12 protein-coding genes are annotated in these 18,560 nt (G+C 38.3%); 10 read left to right on the forward strand and 2 right to left on the reverse strand.

The genetic code is table 11. The features are described from left to right. Positions 1-6 precede the first annotated feature (6 nt). The 7 genes from H8796_RS16590 (at position 7) to H8796_RS16620 (ending at position 10,432) form a co-directional block, all read left to right on the forward strand. Positions 7-4,356 (forward strand): RHS repeat-associated core domain-containing protein, encoded by a 4,350-nt coding sequence (locus H8796_RS16590; RefSeq protein WP_117932979.1) that lies wholly within the window; start codon positions 7-9, stop codon positions 4,354-4,356. A 560-nt stretch (positions 4,357-4,916) separates the two neighbouring features. Further along, complete coding sequence (locus H8796_RS25460) at positions 4,917-5,378, forward strand: hypothetical protein (RefSeq protein ID WP_117932983.1); 462 nt, start codon at positions 4,917-4,919, stop codon at positions 5,376-5,378. Positions 5,379-6,563: 1,185 nt separating this feature from the next. After that, the gene (locus H8796_RS16600; RefSeq protein WP_117932989.1) at positions 6,564-7,298 is read left to right on the forward strand and encodes a hypothetical protein; all 735 of its coding nucleotides are present in this window, start codon (positions 6,564-6,566) and stop codon (positions 7,296-7,298) included. A gap of 298 nt (positions 7,299-7,596) precedes the next feature. Then, positions 7,597-8,112 (forward strand): hypothetical protein, encoded by a 516-nt coding sequence (locus H8796_RS16605; RefSeq protein WP_117932991.1) that lies wholly within the window; start codon positions 7,597-7,599, stop codon positions 8,110-8,112. A gap of 432 nt (positions 8,113-8,544) precedes the next feature. After that, entirely contained in the window at positions 8,545-8,907 is a 363-nt protein-coding gene (locus tag H8796_RS16610) for a DUF2019 domain-containing protein (protein WP_117932993.1), read from the forward strand. 86 nt (positions 8,908-8,993) lie between these two features. Further along, the gene (locus H8796_RS16615) at positions 8,994-9,425 is read left to right on the forward strand and encodes a DUF5958 family protein (protein WP_117932995.1); all 432 of its coding nucleotides are present in this window, start codon (positions 8,994-8,996) and stop codon (positions 9,423-9,425) included. A gap of 539 nt (positions 9,426-9,964) precedes the next feature. After that, positions 9,965-10,432: a hypothetical protein gene (locus H8796_RS16620; RefSeq protein ID WP_187343833.1), complete on the forward strand. Its 468-nt coding sequence runs from the start codon at positions 9,965-9,967 to the stop codon at positions 10,430-10,432. Positions 10,433-10,534: 102 nt separating this feature from the next. Here H8796_RS16620 and H8796_RS16625 read toward each other — a convergent pair whose 3' ends face one another. Continuing rightward, entirely contained in the window at positions 10,535-11,584 is a 1,050-nt protein-coding gene (locus H8796_RS16625; protein ID WP_117933216.1) for a leucine-rich repeat domain-containing protein, read from the reverse strand. Positions 11,585-11,687: 103 nt separating this feature from the next. On the opposite strand from H8796_RS16625, the gene H8796_RS16630 reads away from it, so the two are divergent. Next, a complete protein-coding gene (locus tag H8796_RS16630) occupies positions 11,688-12,584 on the forward strand; it encodes a CPBP family intramembrane glutamic endopeptidase (RefSeq protein WP_117932999.1) in 897 nt (298 codons plus the stop codon). On the opposite strand, the gene H8796_RS16635 is transcribed toward H8796_RS16630, so the two are convergent. Next, positions 12,556-14,688 carry a Tex family protein gene (locus H8796_RS16635; RefSeq protein WP_117933001.1) on the reverse strand — a complete coding sequence of 711 codons (2,133 nt, stop codon included), beginning with the start codon at positions 14,686-14,688 and terminating at the stop codon, positions 12,556-12,558. The genes H8796_RS16630 and H8796_RS16635 overlap by 29 nt on opposite strands. A 118-nt stretch (positions 14,689-14,806) precedes the next feature. On the opposite strand from H8796_RS16635, the gene H8796_RS16640 reads away from it, so the two are divergent. Together H8796_RS16640 and H8796_RS16645 are read left to right on the forward strand one after the other, a co-directional pair. Then, positions 14,807-16,735: a HAMP domain-containing sensor histidine kinase gene (locus tag H8796_RS16640; protein ID WP_117933218.1), complete on the forward strand. Its 1,929-nt coding sequence runs from the start codon at positions 14,807-14,809 to the stop codon at positions 16,733-16,735. Then, a complete protein-coding gene (locus H8796_RS16645; protein ID WP_117933003.1) occupies positions 16,732-18,474 on the forward strand; it encodes a bifunctional UDP-sugar hydrolase/5'-nucleotidase in 1,743 nt (580 codons plus the stop codon). Before H8796_RS16640 ends, H8796_RS16645 begins: the two co-directional genes overlap by 4 nt. Positions 18,475-18,560: the final 86 nt, after the last annotated feature.

An 18,560-nucleotide genomic window follows, 5' to 3' on the forward strand; every position in this document is an offset into this window, starting at 1 on the left:
ATAGTTATGAAAAGGCATTTAATATTTTTCTTATTCTTGTTTGTCTCCCTAATGGAGGTAAGCAGTCATGATACCTCCCAGTATACTGATGCAAAAATACATATTGCAGATATTTATAATAAATCAGCCGTTCTTCATCCTCGAGATAGGCCGTTGAATAAATTCATTGATGGAAAACTTCGTAACTATGTCATTCATACTTTCACGATACATAGTCGTTCTACTTTGTTTATGGCTAATCTAATGGGAACTAAACCTGGATATGATACTTGTTTGGCACTTTATTATAGACCCCTAAACTCTACCCAGATTTTTTCACGCAAAGCTGAATCTGTTAAAAATTCAGATATTAAATATGTTCTTGAAACTCAAGAACGATTTGGCCTTGAATTTGATGAAGATCTGCTCCAAATTCCAGTTTATTGTCCTGTATTATATAGTGTTTTGGAACCTGGTGAATACGAACTTCATAGTGTAGGTACAGATGATATGGGAAATCCTACCCAAATGCTTAGTACCAACGTTTATTTATCTCCGATGGGAGTTGATGAATACACTTTTATCGATGTTGGTCATTTTAAAAAGGGTTTTTCTAAAGAAATAAAGCCTGGAACTTTTAGTGGTGGAGAGATATGCTATAGATTTAGTTTGGATAGCATAAATATGATAAGTGTAGTTCCTTTGGATACTATGGGTGTGCGTCCCCTGCTAAAAATGGCAACTTATTTTCAGCCATTGGTTACTAGTAATGAATATCCACTAAATGAAAATTTGTTACCACAGATTAAAGATTTCAGATGTGGTGTGGGGAATTTTTATATTTATACTTATTATCCGGATTCAGTGTATAGAAAACCTGGATTGCGTGTTACGGGTATTGTTGATAATGCGGGATCGGATTGGGAACACCCTTTAGAAGTAGGCAGTTATTCGGATAGCCTGTGCTATAAAGCTTATTATTATCCACACATGTTTGTTTCTTCAGAATCCTCTTCAAGACCTTGTGTATATCATCGTTTCACGATAAAAGAAACGATGGATATATCCATCATGACAGAAAAATACCTAAATAATATCACTTTATATGATTTTGCTCATCGTATAGTTAGGCAGGTAGGAAAAGATGATTATTTGACAAGCCTTGATGTTTTTGGATTATCTCCGGGGAGTTATTTTTTTGTAACTGAAGGAGGAGACGGTACTATATCTATAAACGTAAAAGGTCAGAAAACTATTGGAAAATGGTCTGATACGAAAAACTATATATCAACGATTAAAGCAACTACCAATACTCCTTTTTCTTCGGATCTGCAAAGTCCATTGCATGCCACCCATGAAATAAATTACCTTGACCCGTTTGGCAGGACAGAACAGACGATACAATATGGTGTGACTCCTGCGTTCAACAGTCTGGTGAGTAGAAAGGAGTATGACAGGATGTATCGTGATAGCTGTTCATGGCTTCCGGCAGTTTGTTCCGGTTCGAGGAATTATGTTTCATCATCCGATTTCAGAAAGCATATCCTTGAATTGTATAATGATGAGTATGCTTGTGAAAAATCTTTTTATGACGGTTCGTCCCTGAACCGATTGACCGAGAAATATAATCCGGGAAAGGACTGGCATACTACGGGGCATAGTGAAAAAGTTTCTTATCAGACGAATTCGGGAACATCACAAGTTCGATTATTTGAGGCGAGCGGAGAGAAAGATAATCCAGTTCTGTCTCAAAAAGGATTTTATGCAACCGGAGAATTGGTAGTGGAAGAAAAGAAAGATGAAGCAGGGCTTCCTACGCTTACTTATACGAATAAATTGGAACAAACCATTTTGTCACGTACCATCAGTGGTGCGGACACACTCGATACTTATCAGGTATATGATGATTTCGGGAATCTGGTTTTTGTTCTTCCACCAATGGCGGTCAGTAGTTTACATACTCTCGGACAGAAAGATGCGTTAGACCTTTATGCCTATCAATATCGCTATGATGGGCTCAACCATTATAATGGTAAGAAACTTCCCGGTGCGGAATGGATAGATATGTGTTTCGACGAGGATGGAAAGTTATTGAGAATTCGAGATGGGGAGATGCGCAAGAGGAATGAATGGCAATGTACTTTTTATGATAAGTTGAGAAGAGAAGTGTTGACAGGCATTTATAAAGGTCAAATGTCATACAACATCTCTGAATCGGTTGAATTTGCTCCGGATAGGCTAAACAACCATTATGGTTATCTCTTTAGTAGTTATTTAAAGATGGATAGCCTGGATATTCAAAAGGTGATATATTATGATACCTATCAATATAAAAAGGATAACTCCCGCTTCACTGCGGCAATGGATTATATAGATAGCAATGATTACGGGCATCGATATGGAGACGACTCTGAACCGCTGAACTGCAAGAATTTGCAGACCGGAATGATGACACGGGTTATCGGTACAGATCAAATGCTTTGCACCACTACCTATTATGATTATTATCAACGTCCAGTGCAAGTGCGCAGTACTGATATAAATGGTAAGGTGCGTGTTCAGAGCATGGCGTATGATTTCTGCGACCATGTCATAGCATCCAGTGATAAAGTGGAGAATATATCACTTGTTCAACACAAGACTTATGACCATGCCGGGCGACTGTTGACAGAAGCTCGTTTGGTTAATGATTTGGCATCTGATACTCTGACGTATAATTACGATGAGTTGGGGCGTATCGCCAGTTTCAAAAGAGGGAATGGAGCCCATTCACTGACTTTGACCAACCGTTATAACTTACGGGGGTGGCTGACTTCTATCGAAAGTCCGTTATTCTCCCAGAAACTTTATTATACGGATGGTATCGGCACACCTTGTTATAATGGAAATATCAGTAGTATGAGTTGGAAGACCGGCGTAGACACGGACGTTCGTAACTATCGTTTTGAATATGATCTGCTATCCCGGCTAAAAAATGCCACTTACGGTGAGGGAGAAAAGCTCTCTCTGAATACCAACCGCTTTAATGAGCAAATAACGGGTTACGACAAAAATGGTAATATCCTGGGGGTGAAACGATATGGACAGACTTCTGCCAATGGTTATGGATTAGTAGATAATCTGGCCATCACCTTGAACGGCAATCAACTGAAAAGGGTTGATGATTCTGTTTCGGGTTCCGCTTTTGGTGATAATTTTGATTTTAAAGACGGAGCAAAACAAAGTACGGAGTACTTTTATGATGCTAATGGTAATTTATTGAAAGATTTGAATAAAAAGATAATTGATATTCAATATAATTCCCTAAATTTACCGAACCGTATAGAGTTTGAAGATGGCAGCTCTATTTCTTACCTTTATGATGCAGCAGGCACGAAACTACGTGTTGTACATAGTATCGCAGGAAATACAACTACTACCGATTATTGCGGTAATGTGATCTATGAAAATGGGACTCCTAAGACTTTATTGACAGATGCCGGATTCGTATCTTTGAATGATAATAAGTATCATTATTACTTACAGGATCATCAGGGTAACAATCGGGTCGTTACAGACCAAGCCGGAGCAGTGGAAGAAGTGAATCATTATTATCCGTTTGGCGGTACGTTTGCTTCAACTTCATCCGTTCAACCCTACAAATATAACGGGAAAGAGCTGGATAGAAAAGGCGGACTGGATTGGTATGATTATGGAGCGCGAATGTATGATGCGGCATTGGGAAGATGGCATGTGGTGGATCCGATGGCGGATAAGGATTATAGTTGGAGCGTGTATGTTTATTGTCAGAACAATACAATTAAATATATTGATCCAGATGGAAAGCAAGTAATACCTGTTCCAATGCCTTATGCACCTCTTCCATTCTATTCTCCGATAACATATCCTCAAAGTTATAATTTGCCTTCGGATCAACAAATAATGAGACATGCGTCAGGAAAGTTTGCAGAAGTTGGACAAATAATAACAGATACTCCTAAGATGTCTTACGCTTTTGGTACTCTTTTATACTATCAAGCGAAGAATGCTATCAGTCCGGAATATGAGCATCAGCGGAATAGAGAAAGGAAAAGTAAAGAAGAACTGGATAGGAATCAGGCGAATGTTGCAAAAAGCATTGATACTAACGTATCGGGGATGATGCCTAATGGTGATCCGGCTCCGAAAATAGATCCTAATGATAAAAGGAGAATAATCAAAGTTGGGAGAAAAGTAATAATAGGTCTAGCTGTAGATAGAGCATATATGGAACTAACAAATCCTGATCCCACTCAAGATGCTTATGAAACTCATACAAATCAAGTTGAAGGTAAAAAAGAGTATTCGACAGATTATGTAGGGAATATTTATAATTGGATAAAAAAAATATTTAAATAAAAATGATATATGGGAGATGCTTTTATACTGATATTTAAGAAGATTACTATTCTAAATAGTATTTTAATGATAGTTCATTGCTTATTTCATCCTGATTTTGGCGAATTTGACTATATGTATATTGTTATAATATTGTTACTGATATCGTGGATATCATGGCTGATAGGCAAGGTACTAAACTTATTATTAAGTAATAAAGGTCAAAAAGAAAAGAATACAAAAACAAACAATATTGTTAATCTTTTATATTTGAAATTTATACAGGATATAGATATGACATATGCCGTTTTTTTTGCAATATATCTAGTTTTCTATAGACACGAAAAAGCAATAGCTTATTTAATATTACTTCTGTTTGGACTATACCTTGGAAAAAAAATAGCAATAAGAGCTAATCGATATATAGTAGATCAAGCAAATAAAAAAAACACTCCTTAAAAAAATCAATATTATATCCCTTGATGTGAATAACCAAGGTATGGTGAATTCACATCAGGGTATATAAGCTACAAGATGTGATGTGATAAATGAACTAGTTTGAACAAATAACTTACTACAATATGAGATATCTATTTATAGCAATATATAAAAAATCACTTTTGTGGTTCAGTTTTATGATGATCCCTTATTGTCTTTTTTCCTCTTTTTTATTTGAGTATCCTACTCTAATATTTATTTTCAGGGTAATACTTGCAATTGCGTTAGCTATTATAGTGATAGGTGGAATGATGAGTTATCTATTTTCTTATATAGAGATTCCCAGACGGTCATTAAAGGGGAAAGGTTTAATTCGGACATTATATTTAAAATCTGATAGAATAATAACACAAGTATATTGTTGGTTTCTTGTGATATACATAACTTTTTCTATTGAATATAAGTCTACATTATACAATTATCTGTTATTGTTTTTAATAGGATTATTTCTTGGATATAGGATAACAATAAGATCAAATGAATACTTATTGGATGAAGCTAGCAAAAAGAAGCAAGCTGTAAAGAAAGAATCTCATACTAGATAAGATGATTGTTTATCCCTGATATGAATAACTAACTAATTATTCATGTCAGAGTAACTTTTTTATTTCTTATAAACCTGCTTACTCGGAGAAAATATTTAACTTGTTGTTCAATAAAAAGTAATTTGTATCATTATGAAATTATTGTTAGTAACAGTATTTAGAAAGACATACCTCTTTGCCTTTTTTTTAGCCATAGTTGCTCATATAGCTTATCCGTATTTATATGATTTTCCATATTTACTGGTTTTAAAAATGATATTGTTATTTATATGGATGGTTGTATTTGTTGGTTTTGTATTATATCTAAAGTATCCACAAATATGTCCTCAAGGAGTTTTGTTGAAACCTAAGTCTAGTCTTCAGACTACTTATCGAATAATCGAAAGATTCTTTTATTATTCGTTGGCGATTTATGTATTTCTACCTAAGAGTTATATATTCCCCAATTATATAATATTATTGATCTTTGGTGTGTTTCTGGGATGTAGAATAGCGATAAAAGCCAATAATTGTTTGAAATCTTGACAATAGGTGAAATTTCACTCTGATATGAATTGATTATAAAGTCTATTCATGTCAGAGTTTGTCGAGGAAGATGTTTTTTGATAAATGAGTTATTAATGTAAACAACTTAGAAATGAAAAGGTCTTTTTTAGCAATAGTCAATAAGGTAGCGTTACCATTATGTTGCATTGTAATCTGCATAGCTATCTTCATTAATGATGTGGATTTGCTGCCTTATCATTTTTTGATAAGATTTGTTGTGTTAATAGGATCAGTAATGGTAGTTGTAGCCAATGTTATGAATTTGAGTAGTAAAGGCTTTTGGGTTAATATTAAAGATATAACTATGGAAAAACGTTTTTATCTTAATTATTACAATGCCATTGAAACCTTATTTTCTTGGTACTTTTTTCTGTATACTTTATTGAAATTATATATGGAGTCAATAATGTTCACTTATGCAATGATATTAGCACTTGGTATTTATTGCGGATGTCGGATGATTAAATGTGAATAGTGTTTTATCTTGGCTTTCTCTAAAACAATCATGCTTTGGAGCATAAAACAAATTTGGAGTCTTTTTTCTAAAAAAAGGGGTGATATACTTCATTTAAAATATTCTAGGTTTGTCGCCAATGCTTTAGTTGATAAATATAATCGATTATTTTTAAACAGAGGAAAATGAAAAAAAAAATAGTTTATGTAATTACAGGACTTCTTCTAGTTATATATAGTTGTAAAAGTCTACCTTCAGGAGGTGGTGATTCTATCGATTATGACTTTAAGTTTGATTTATACAGTCATGTAAAATGGTATTATCGTGCTAACTTGAAATATCCATCTGTAGAGGAATTGAAGAATTTTTGTTGGGAAATGATAGATGATGCTAATGATAACACATTTTCATCATTTAGTGATTTTGAAAAGACTATAAATAACAAAAGAACAGGACGCGAAGATTTGTTACGATATTTATCTTTGCATAAGAATGATATTTTATTTGAAGTAAGAAACAAATCAATGAATGTTCTTTGGAAAGGTAAAAAATGGATGAAATTTAAATTTGATTTATGCGAAATGATAAAAAAGAGAAGTTCTCTTTTTACTTATTTTTATAACTCTTCGGGTTACTGCAGTAAAGATTTTGATTACGAAGAGGATTTTTATATAATAAGAAAAGAAATTCGTGACAAATATGTAACAGATACTGTGCAGCGGAGTGAATTTCAATCATGTCTTTTGAGATATGACAGAGGCAGCGGATATCAGCTATGTTCTCCTTCAAAAAGTAGAATAAAACAAAATGTCTATCTAAATAAATTAGGTTGTGCTTTAGATACTTTTCTTCTAAATAGAGATGTTCAAATGATTCAATTTGTAACAAATTTGCCAAAAGATCTTTTATCTAAGGAATAGTTGATCTTATTTTGTTTCTTAACAGTAAAGTAGTTTGGGATTAGAAGTATCAACAAATTTTCATTCAACGAGGAACGTTAAATGAAAAATACATATCTGGAATTTGAGCTTTTTACTTTAGCGTGCAGTTTGCTGAATTTAACAGTGGAAGGGGCGTCTGAAGCCGGAGTACAGATAGGGAGAAAGTTAGAGTATGTGTTTGGTAAAGCGACAGGAAATCCACATGGGGAATGAAAGGTACAAAGTTTTTGGGAGAATAACCGATTAATAACTATAGAACTATTTGGAGGTAAATAATATGAATATAATTGTAAGAAACTTATATGTAAAAGAGTTTTGTTTTGGCTCATTTCGAGAACAGACATTGTTTTTAGATAATATAAATAGCCCCCAAAAAATAGTATTGGAAAATACATATGGAGAATTATATTATTGTTATGTGTTTTACAATTCAATTGCGCAAGAAAAAGAGTTTATATTATCATTTAGTAGTGATTCTGCTAAAGAAAATATAAATATATGTTTTTGGATAGATAAGAATATTGTAATTATAAGTTTTGATTCTTCTATATATCTTATTGATAATAAAGAATGTAGAGTTATAGAAGAAATAGAGCTAACAAGCCCATTGATTGGTCTTTATCAAATAAATGAAAATAAGATGCTTGTTTTAGAAGAAACTTATGTTAGGACAATTAATCCCAATGGGAAAATTGTTCAAGATATGAAGACTGATTTAATTGAAGACTTTAATTTTCAAGATCATATATTATATGTCTTTGCCGAGGATAATAAATACATATATAAATTATAGCGTATTATTCTGAAATAGTTTAACTTGAAAATTATTTTACTATTTTTTACCATGATGTAGATTGCCTAAAAAATAATTCATATCAGGGTAACTTTTTTTATTTCTTATAAGCCAACTTACTTGAATCTCCTTCGAATCTAAATATGGTGCTTATCTTTCTGTAGAATACTCCTATGATGCTAATGGAATTTTAATCCAAGGTTTTAACAAAAAGATTACTGGTATTCAGTATAATTGTTTAAATTTACCGTGTCGTATAGAAGTTTGAGAATGGTAACAGTATCTCTTATCTCACGAAAAGATATCGGTCTACTATTCGTCAAAACAACCTATTTCTAATGGCTTAACTGTTAAAGAAAGAATGGCTAACTCAAACTTTTCAGAACAATATGATTTTAGAATAAAAATATTAAAGGAATTTGGAGGGAAGCCATGAGAAAAATTAAAAACTTAAAAGAAGCGCTGGAGATCTTTGAAGATGCTGCAATCAAGCAAGCGGATGCAATAATGCAGAAAGGTAGTAGTAAAATAGCCAATCGTAATTATGATAAAATATTATCGGTTGCACAATACTTGAGAGAAAATAAGTTACTTCCTGAATTATCCGTTTTTTACATGCATCCTAATTTGTCCGTACGTTCATGGGCAGCTGCGTATTTATTGCCTGTATATGAGGAAGAAAGCATTAAAATATTAGAAGAAATAGCTAAATTTGAAGGCTTTGGAGCTCTTGATGCAGATATTTTAATCAAAGAATGGAAGAAAGGTAAATTGCGTGATTTCTATACTTTGTAATTTATACTTTGTTTGTCTTATCCTGGTATAAGTTGATTTTAAAGTAAGTTATCGACGGGAATTTGATTAATCATAAATAATATATTATGGAGTTAGCACAGGAAATATTAATAAACCAGTATGCTCAAGGTATTGTCTCGGTTGAAACATTATTGGATAATTACAGGATATTTGATATTGTTGAGAAGGAAATGTATTTGAAATATTTGGTCTTTTTGATTATTCAGTCTAAGTGTACGGATTCGGATATTCTGCCGGCAATAGAAAATAGCCGTTTGAAGAAAACATATACTCCCTGTGTGCTTTTAGAGAAAGGAGGAACGAAATACCATAGTTTAAAGAAAATCACAAGTTTGCCTGACTATGAATTGGATAAGGTCTTAGTCTTATTCTTGAATCTGTTTAAAATAGGATATGATAGGCGATTTCGGCAGGAAAAAAATAATCCGAATAAATGGTGGTATTGGGATTTATCTGATGCGGAAACGCAACTGAAAGTAATTCAAATGCAAAAATAGATACCATTCTTTTCTCTTGTAGACTAATACTTAAATAAAAAACATATGGGAGCTTTTTTTATAAATATATTTAAGAAGATTACTGTTCTGAATAGTATTCTAATGGTTGTCTATTGTATTTTTCATCCTAATTTAGGGGACTTTGAATTTATGTTTATCATAATAATATTATTGCTGGTTTCATGGATAATATGGCTGATAGGCAAGATGTTGAACTTAATATTAAAGAATAAACATCCGGAGGATAGGAATTTAAAAACAAATGGTATTGTTAGAACTATTTATTTACGATTTTGCGAGAATATAGAGATGATATATTCTATCTTTTTTTTAATATATATAGTCTTCCATCGTAAGCAAATAGCAGTTGCTTATTTAATATTACTAATGTTTGGATTATATATCGGAAATAGAATAGCAATGAAGGCTAATCGCTATTTGCTGGATCAGGCAAATAAAGGACAGAAGAAATAAAACTTTCCCCGTTGAGATCACAAGATAGAAACAAATAGCTTTTAATAACCAACTGAATTAATTATATGAGATATTTATTTATAGCAATATATAAAAAGGCAGCAATATGGTTCAGTATTATGATGATTCCCTATTGCGTTTTTTCTTCTTTTTTAGAAGAGTATCCTTCTCTAATTTTTATTGTCAGAGTAATACTTGCTGTTGCAATAGCAATCATTGCAATAGGTGGAATGATGAGCTATCTATTTCCTTATATAGAGACTCCTCGACAGACGTTGAAGAAGAAGGGCGTTATTCGAACATTATATTTGAACTCTGATAAAATAATAGTGCAATTATATTGCTGGTATTTAGTGCTATATATAACTTTTAGTCTGGAATATAAGTCTATATTATATAATCTTCCCATGTTGTTTTTTATTGGGCTATTCTGGGGATATAAGATAACAATGAAAACAAACAAATGTACTTTGATAGAGATTAACAGGAAAAAGCAAGAGCACTCTAAAAAGCAAAAATCAGATAAGGGGTAAAAAAAGAGTTCGGCTTTGCACCGAACTCTATGACTATATTATGAATGTTTTACTCGTACACTTTTTTGGATTATTCCGAGTGTTTCTATCGGATAACCTTTTTTATTTCTTATAAACCAACTTACTCGGAACTCCCTCCCCGAACAAGTTATCTCCCAGCGTTGTAATCTTATCTCCCGTAGCCAATACATAGCGAAGATTATCACATCCCATAAAAGCACCGAATTCGATAGCCGTTACACTGGCCGGTAATTCCAGCGTGCCGCACAGACGACCGCAATTACTAAATACACGCTGTCCGATTGACTTCAGGTTATGAGGTAATTTCATATTCAGCAGATACTTCTTCTGCGAGAAAGTGAAGTCGGGGATAGCCGTTGCATTTGTCTTGGAAATATCAACCGATACGAGATTCGGCATATAATCGCGGATAAGTTTGAAGTCTGCGTTATCCAGTTTCCCTTCAACGGTCAGGAAGTTGATGTCTCTGGGTTGTAGTCCGGCTTTTAGGATTTCTTCTTCCAGTTTACCCATTGCACCCACTTGCAGGGTAGTCTCTACCGGTTCACCTTCGATGAAAGCAAAATTCTGCCATCTGTCTTTGTAGCGGTAAGCGTCGCTGCTGCCCAGAGGGACGAAGATGGCGGTAACGCTGTCTGCCAATGCTTCCGGCAGCAGGTTGGGAGCAGTCTTTTTCCGGATCTGACAGATTTTCAGATTCTCACAGCCTTTGAAAGCAGCATCTTCGATATTCTTCGTTTTCTCGGAGAGGATCACTTTTTCCAGTGTGGCTTTACCTTTGGTCACTCCGCCTACCACATTCGAGAAAGCATAGGCAGGGATGAAGTTCGGCATATAAATGTAGAATTTTCCATTGGGATAAGTACCGGCTTTTCCGCTGTACATCTTGATTTCTGCGTTCGAAATATCCAATACTTTCAGATTGGCAAATTCGTCACGGAGATGCCGGAAGTCCTCTGCATTCAGTTTTCCGGTCAGTGTGAGGTGGGTGACACTGTTGGCTTCCTCTTCAGTCATCATGGAAATCAGCGTACCGGGCTTACTCACATAATACGTCTTACTCACTTGGGCGGCGGCTCCTAATGCATTAGCGACCAGTAAGAAACTTATCAATAGTAGTTTAATTTTCATAATTTTGTAGATTTGTTCTGACAAATATAGGAAAAATAGAGAATACATGATGTTTTTTTATGTTTTATATCTAATTTTGTAGCCGGATTAACAAATTGTAAAAATGGAGGCAGACAACATAGATGGGAAGAAAGAACCCAGAAGACTTCCTGTGTGGGCATGTATCCCGTTGTTTATTGTGGTACTTTTCATATTTATTGGATTGTATGGGACATTGGTCAGCGGAGGACTGTCGTTGGTTCTTGGAGTGGAGGCTCGTCATCCGGGAGTAGTAGGATATATTTTCGTGGAGGCCAGTATGCTTTTGGCTGTTCTTACTGCCGCCATAATCTTGCTTCGTCTCGAACGTCGTCCGTTTTCTGATTTGGGACTTTCCCTAAAAGGACATGCCGGTGGACTGTGGTATGGCCTTCTGATAGCAATCTTGCTCTATTTGCTGGGTTTCGGAATCTCTGTTGTTTTGGGAGAAATAGAAGTCACTGGTTTTCAGTTTAAGCCGTTGGATTTATTGGGGTCGTGGGTGTTTTTCCTGTTAGTGGCGTTGTTTGAAGAAATTCTGATGCGCGGCTATATCCTCGGACGTCTGCTTCATACTAATATGAATAAATTCCTGGCACTCTTCATCTCGTCGGCATTATTTGCGTTTATGCATATCTTTAATCCGGAAATAGCTTTCCTGCCGATGCTTAATCTATTGTTTGCCGGTATGCTGCTGGGTGCTTCCTATCTTTATACCCGGAATCTGTGTTTCCCTATCTCTCTTCATCTTTTCTGGAATTGGATTCAAGGTCCGATTCTAGGTTATCAGGTGAGCGGAAATAATTTCACGACGAGCATGCTGACTTTGCGTATGCCCGAAGAAAACGTACTGAATGGCGGAGCCTTCGGTTTTGAAGGCTCGCTCATTTGCACAGTACTTATGATTGTTTTTACGATTCTGATCGTGTGGTGGGGAGAAAAAAGGGAAGCAATCAGTCTTGCTGTACCCCGATCATACTAAGCTGAATCCGTTTCCGGTCATAATCTACATTCATCACTCTGACCATGACGTGTTGATGGATGGATACCACTTCCGTCGGATCGGAAATGAACCGTTCCGCTAATTGCGAGAGGTGCACCAGTCCGTTCTCCTTAATACCTATATCGACAAACGCCCCGAAATTGGTGATGTTGCCTACGATGCCCGGAAGAATCATTCCTTCGCGCAAATCGGCTATGGTGCGCACGTTCTTGTCGAATTCGAAGACTTTGATAGCCTTACGCGGGTCACGTCCCGGCTTGTCGAGTTCCTGCAGAATGTCCTGTAAGGTGGGCAGACCGACGGTAGGGGTGATGTAGGCGGAGATGTTAATCTTCCGGCGGAGTTCCTTGTCGGCTATCAGTTCGTCGATGGTACATTTCAGGTCTTTGGCCATTTGTTCTACAATGTGGTAGCTTTCCGGATGCACGGCGGTGTTGTCCAGCGGATTCTTGGCTCCGGGGATGCGGAGGAATCCGGCACACTGTTCGAAAGCCTTGGCGCCCATGCGAGGAACTTTCATCAACTCTTTCCGCGAACCGAAAGCTCCGTTTTCCGCCCGGTAGTTGACGATGTTTTGAGCCAGTTGCGGTCCCAGTCCGGAGATATAAGTCAATAGATGGCTGCTTGCCGTATTCAGGTTTACACCGACCAGGTTCACGCAATTCTCTACTGTCTGATCGAGCGCTTTTTTCAGCTTTGTCTGGTCTACATCGTGCTGGTATTGACCTACACCGATGGATTTAGGATCTATCTTCACCAATTCTGCCAATGGGTCCATCAGGCGGCGGCCGATGGAGACTGCTCCACGCACCGTTACGTCATAATCGGGAAACTCGTCGCGGGCAATCTTCGAAGCCGAATAAATGGAAGCTCCCTGCTCACTGACTACAAACACGGGTATCTGACGGTCGAAGCTTTGGCTGTTGATGAAATCTTCTGTCTCACGGCTTGCCGTTCCGTTGCCGATGGAAATGGCTTCTATCTGATAGGCCTCAATCATCTTACGGAGTTTGGATGCAGCTTCTCCTGTTTTGTTCACGGGAGGATGCGGATAGATATTCTCATTATGCAACAGATTGCCTTGTGCATCGAGGCAGACAACTTTACATCCCGTACGGAATCCGGGGTCGATGGCGAGCACCCGTTTTTGTCCCAATGGAGGGGCGAGAAGAAGTTGGCGGAGGTTCTCGGTGAATACCCGGATGGCTTCCTCGTCGGCTTTTTCTTTGGATTGAGCGGCAAATTCTGTTTCGATGGAGGGCTTGAGCAGACGCTTGTAAGCATCGACTGTGGCTTCGTCTACCTGCTGGCTACACTCGTTGTTGCCACGTACGAACTGACGTTCCAGACGTTCGATACATGCCTCATCGTCGGGATTGATGGATACTTTCAGCAGGCCTTCCGACTCTGCCCGGCGGATGGCCAGCAGGCGGTGGGACGTGCAACGTTTCAGTGCTTCGGAGAAATCGAAATAATCCCGGTATTTCGCCGCTTCTTCCTCTTTTCCTTTCACCAATTTGGCACTAATCTCTGCCTGACGGCTGAACTGATTACGTACCGTGTTGCGGGCACGTTCGTCCTCGTTCACTTGCTCTGAAATGATGTCACGGGCGCCTTTCAGGGCATCTTCCACATCTTTCACGTCTCCTTTCACGAAGGCGGCAGCCTTGGCGCTAAGGTTGTTTTCCCTTTGCAACATCAGGATGGTGGCAAGCGGTTCTAACCCTTTCTGGCGGGCTACTTCGGCACGTGTCTTCCGCTTGGGTTTATAAGGAAGATAAATGTCTTCCAGTTCCGTCGGATTCCAGGTGTCGTTGATACGTTTCTCCAGTTCGGCAGTCAGTTTTCCCTGCTCGTTGATGGTGCCGAGAATCGTTTCTTTCCGTTTGGCTATGTCGCACAACTTGTCGTGTTGCTCTTTGATTTGCTCTATCTGCACTTCATCCAGTCCGCCGGTGGCTTCTTTACGGTAACGACTGATGAAAGGAATCGTAGCACCTTCACCCAAAAGATGGAGCGTACTACTTATTTGTTTTTCCGGTATACCCAGAAAACCGGAAATCATCTTGTGAAATAATTCCATAATTTGTATTTTTTGAGAGTAAATGAGCGACAAAAATACATATAAATCTGCTAAACCCGACAAGTTTTACTATATTTGCAACTCAATTAATGAATTAACACATCAAAACTGCATAATTATGCTGGGACGTCTTGGATATCTTTTTATCTGTTTCCTTTGGCTTCTGCAGTCAACGGAAGTATTGGCTGTCTCTAAAGATAAGAAACCTATTCTGATTATTTGCTCTTATAATCCGGCAGCGCACCAAACCTCGGTCACTATTTCCGATTATATGGATGAATATAGTAAGTTGGGAGGACAGCGCGACATTATCATCGAAAACATGAATTGTAAAAGCTTCTCGGAGGCTCCGTTATGGAGCGCGATGATGACGCAGATTCTGGCTAAATATCAGGGAGAAAAGCATCCGGCACAAATTATTTTATTAGGACAGGAGGCATGGGCTGCCTATTTGTCGCAGAGGGATGAAATGCAGGTGAAAGTGCCGGTGATGTGCAGTCTGGTCAGTAGCAATGTGGTGATATTGCCGAAAGATACGGTAGAAAACCTTGATTGCTGGATGCCCGAATCTGTCGATATCTTTGAAGATCATTTGGATATTCCCGAACTGGAATCGGGATTTATCAATCAATATAATATAGAAGGTAATATCTCCATGATTCAAGCTTTCTATCCGAAAACGAAACACATTGCCTTTATCTCGGACAATACTTATGGCGGAGTGACCATGCAATCGTTGGTACGAAAAGAAATGAAGAAGTTCCCCGATCTGGATTTGATTTTGATGGACGGCCGGAGACATTCTATTTATACCATCGTTGAGGAATTGAGACAGCTGCCCGAAAATACGGTTATTTTGGTGGGAACGTGGCGTGTGGATATGAACGAGGGGTATTTCATGCGAAATGCGACGTATGCCATGATGGAGGCTACTCCTACCATTCCGGCTTTTACTCCTTCATCGGTGAGCCTTGGCTATTGGGCGATAGGGGGAGTGCTGCCCGATTATCGGAAAGTGGGAGGAGAAATGGCTATGGAGTCCGTACGGATGGATCAGCACCCGGAGGATGTGGGAAAGCATCTTTCGATCATTGGCTCTAAAGCGGTATTGGATAGCCGGAAGGTGAAAGAGTGGGGGCTGCACCCGAGTGTGTTGCCTTTTAAAGTGCAGCTTGTCAACCAACCGGTTTCGTTCTATCAGCAATATACTTATCAGATATGGTCTGCTTGTGCTTTGTTCGTGATTCTGGTACTTGGCTTATGTATCTCTCTCTTCTATTATTTCCGTACGAAACGTTTGAAAGACGAGCTTCTGAAATCGGAGAAGGATTTGCGTGTAGCGAAAGACAGGGCGGAAGAGTCTAATCGTCTGAAGAGTGCTTTTCTTGCCAATATGAGTCATGAGATACGGACGCCGTTGAACTCGATTGTCGGCTTTTCGGATGTACTGGCAATGGGCGGTAGCACGGAGGATGAACAGCAGTCTTATTATAAGATTATCAAAACCAATTCGGATTTGTTGCTTCGTCTGATTAATGATATTCTCGATCTTTCACGTCTGGAGGCGAACCGGGTGACTTTGACGTGGGAGGAATGTGATGTGGTGCAGTTGTGCAGTCAGGTGGTTGCCTCTGTTAGTTTTTCACGGCAGTCATCGGACAACCAGTTCTTGTTTTCCACTTCTTTTGAAACTTTCCGGATGGTGACGGATGTGCAGCGTATGCAACAGGTAATCATTAATCTGCTGTCCAACGCGGACAAATTTACGAAACGCGGGAAGATTACCTTGGACTTTTCTGTGAATGAGGAAAAGCAAATGGCTATTTTCTCGGTAACGGATACCGGATGCGGTATCCCGAAAGAAAAACAGGGACTTGTGTTCGAGCGTTTTGAAAAGCTGAATGAGTACGCCCAGGGAACCGGATTGGGATTGTCTATCTGTAAATTGATTGTGCATAAATGGAGAGGAAGTATATGGATCGATCCTGACTATACCGGTGGGGCACGGTTCGTATTCTCGCATCCGCTAAATATAGAAAAAGAATGAAACGAATAGGATTTATTTATGGCTTGCTTTTCTGTCTCGTACTGTCTGTTGCGGCGCAGGAAAAGGTGGTGAAGCTGAAGATTGTGGAAACGAGTGACGTACATGGTAATTATTATCCTTACAATTTTATAACCCGCCACGAGTGGAAGGGTAGTCTGGCACGTATTTATTCTTTCGTGCAGAAAGAGCGTGAACAGTATAAAGAGAATCTGATATTGCTGGATAATGGTGATATTTTGCAGGGACAGCCTACTGTCTATTACTATAATTATATAGATACGGTGTCTCCTCATCTTTGTTCGGAAATGATGAATTTCATGAAATATGATGCCGGTAATATGGGGAACCATGATGTGGAAACGGGACGTGCTGTGTTCGACCGTTGGATAGCCACTTGTGACTTCCCTGTGTTGGGTGCCAACATCATTGATACGTCTACGGGAAAAACCCATCTGGCTCCTTATAAGGTGTTGGAACGTGATGGCGTGAAGATTGTGGTATTGGGTATGATTACTCCTGCCATCCCTGCATGGCTTTCTGAAAATCTGTGGAAAGGCTTGCGTTTCGACGATATGGAAGAGACGGCACGCAAATGGATGAAGATTATCCGTGAAAAAGAGAATCCGGATTTGGTGATCGGATTGTTTCATGCCGGACAGGAGGCTTTCAAAATGTCGGGCAAATACAATGAGAATGCTTCTCTCAATGTAGCGAAGAATGTGCCGGGATTCGATATTGTATTGATGGGACACGATCATGCTCGCGAATGTAAGAAGGTGATGAATGTAGCCGGAGATTCGGTGTTGATTATCGATCCGGCCAGCAATGGAATTGTATTGTCTAATGTCGATGTGACCTTGAAACTGAAAGATGGAAAGGTGCAGAGCAAGGACATCAAAGGGGAGTTGACAGAAACGGAAGCTTACGGAATCAGTGAGGATTTCATGAAGCGTTTTGCTCCACAGTATGAGACGGTGCAGAAGTTTGTATCCAAGAAGATCGGTACTTTTACCGAGAGCATCTCTACTCATCCTGCTTTCTTCGGTCCTTCTGCTTTTATTGATTTGATACATACTTTACAGCTCGATATTACCGGAGCTGACATCTCTTTTGCCGCTCCGCTTTCGTTTGATGCGGAGATAAAGAAGGGGGATGTGTTTGTCAGTGATATGTTCAACTTGTATAAGTATGAGAATATGCTGTATGTGATGACGTTGTCCGGAAAGGAGATTAAGGATTTTCTGGAGATGTCTTATTATATGTGGACGAACCGGATGAAGTCACCGGAAGATCATCTGCTCTGGTTCAAGGAGAAACCGCGGGAAGGTGCGGAAGACAGGGCTTCTTTCCAGAACTTCAGTTTTAATTTCGATTCGGCTTCCGGCATTATTTATACGGTGGACGTGACTAAACCGCAGGGGGAAAAGATTACGATTACGAGCATGGCGGACGGTTCTCCTTTCCGTATGGATAAGATATATAAAGTGGCCTTAAATTCTTATCGTGGTAATGGTGGTGGAGAACTGTTGACGAAAGGATCGGGTATTCCGCAGGAGGAATTGAAGGACCGCATAATTTTCTCTACGGATAAAGATCTTCGTTTCTATTTGATGAATTATATCGAAAAGAAAGGTACGATGGACCCCAAGGCCCTGAATCAGTGGAAGTTTGTTCCGGAGAAATGGACAGTGCCGGCTGCCAAACGTGATTCTGAATATTTATTCCGGTCTGTTCAATAAGTAACTAAAAGTGTTCATTATGTCTGATAATACTCTTGAACGGCTTGTATATCTGATTAAATGCTGGTATATTTGTCGCAAAAAAG

Origin of the sequence: Bacteroides sp. M10 (assembly GCF_014334015.1) — a bacterium.
GTDB classification, from domain to species: domain Bacteria; phylum Bacteroidota; class Bacteroidia; order Bacteroidales; family Bacteroidaceae; genus Bacteroides; species Bacteroides intestinigallinarum.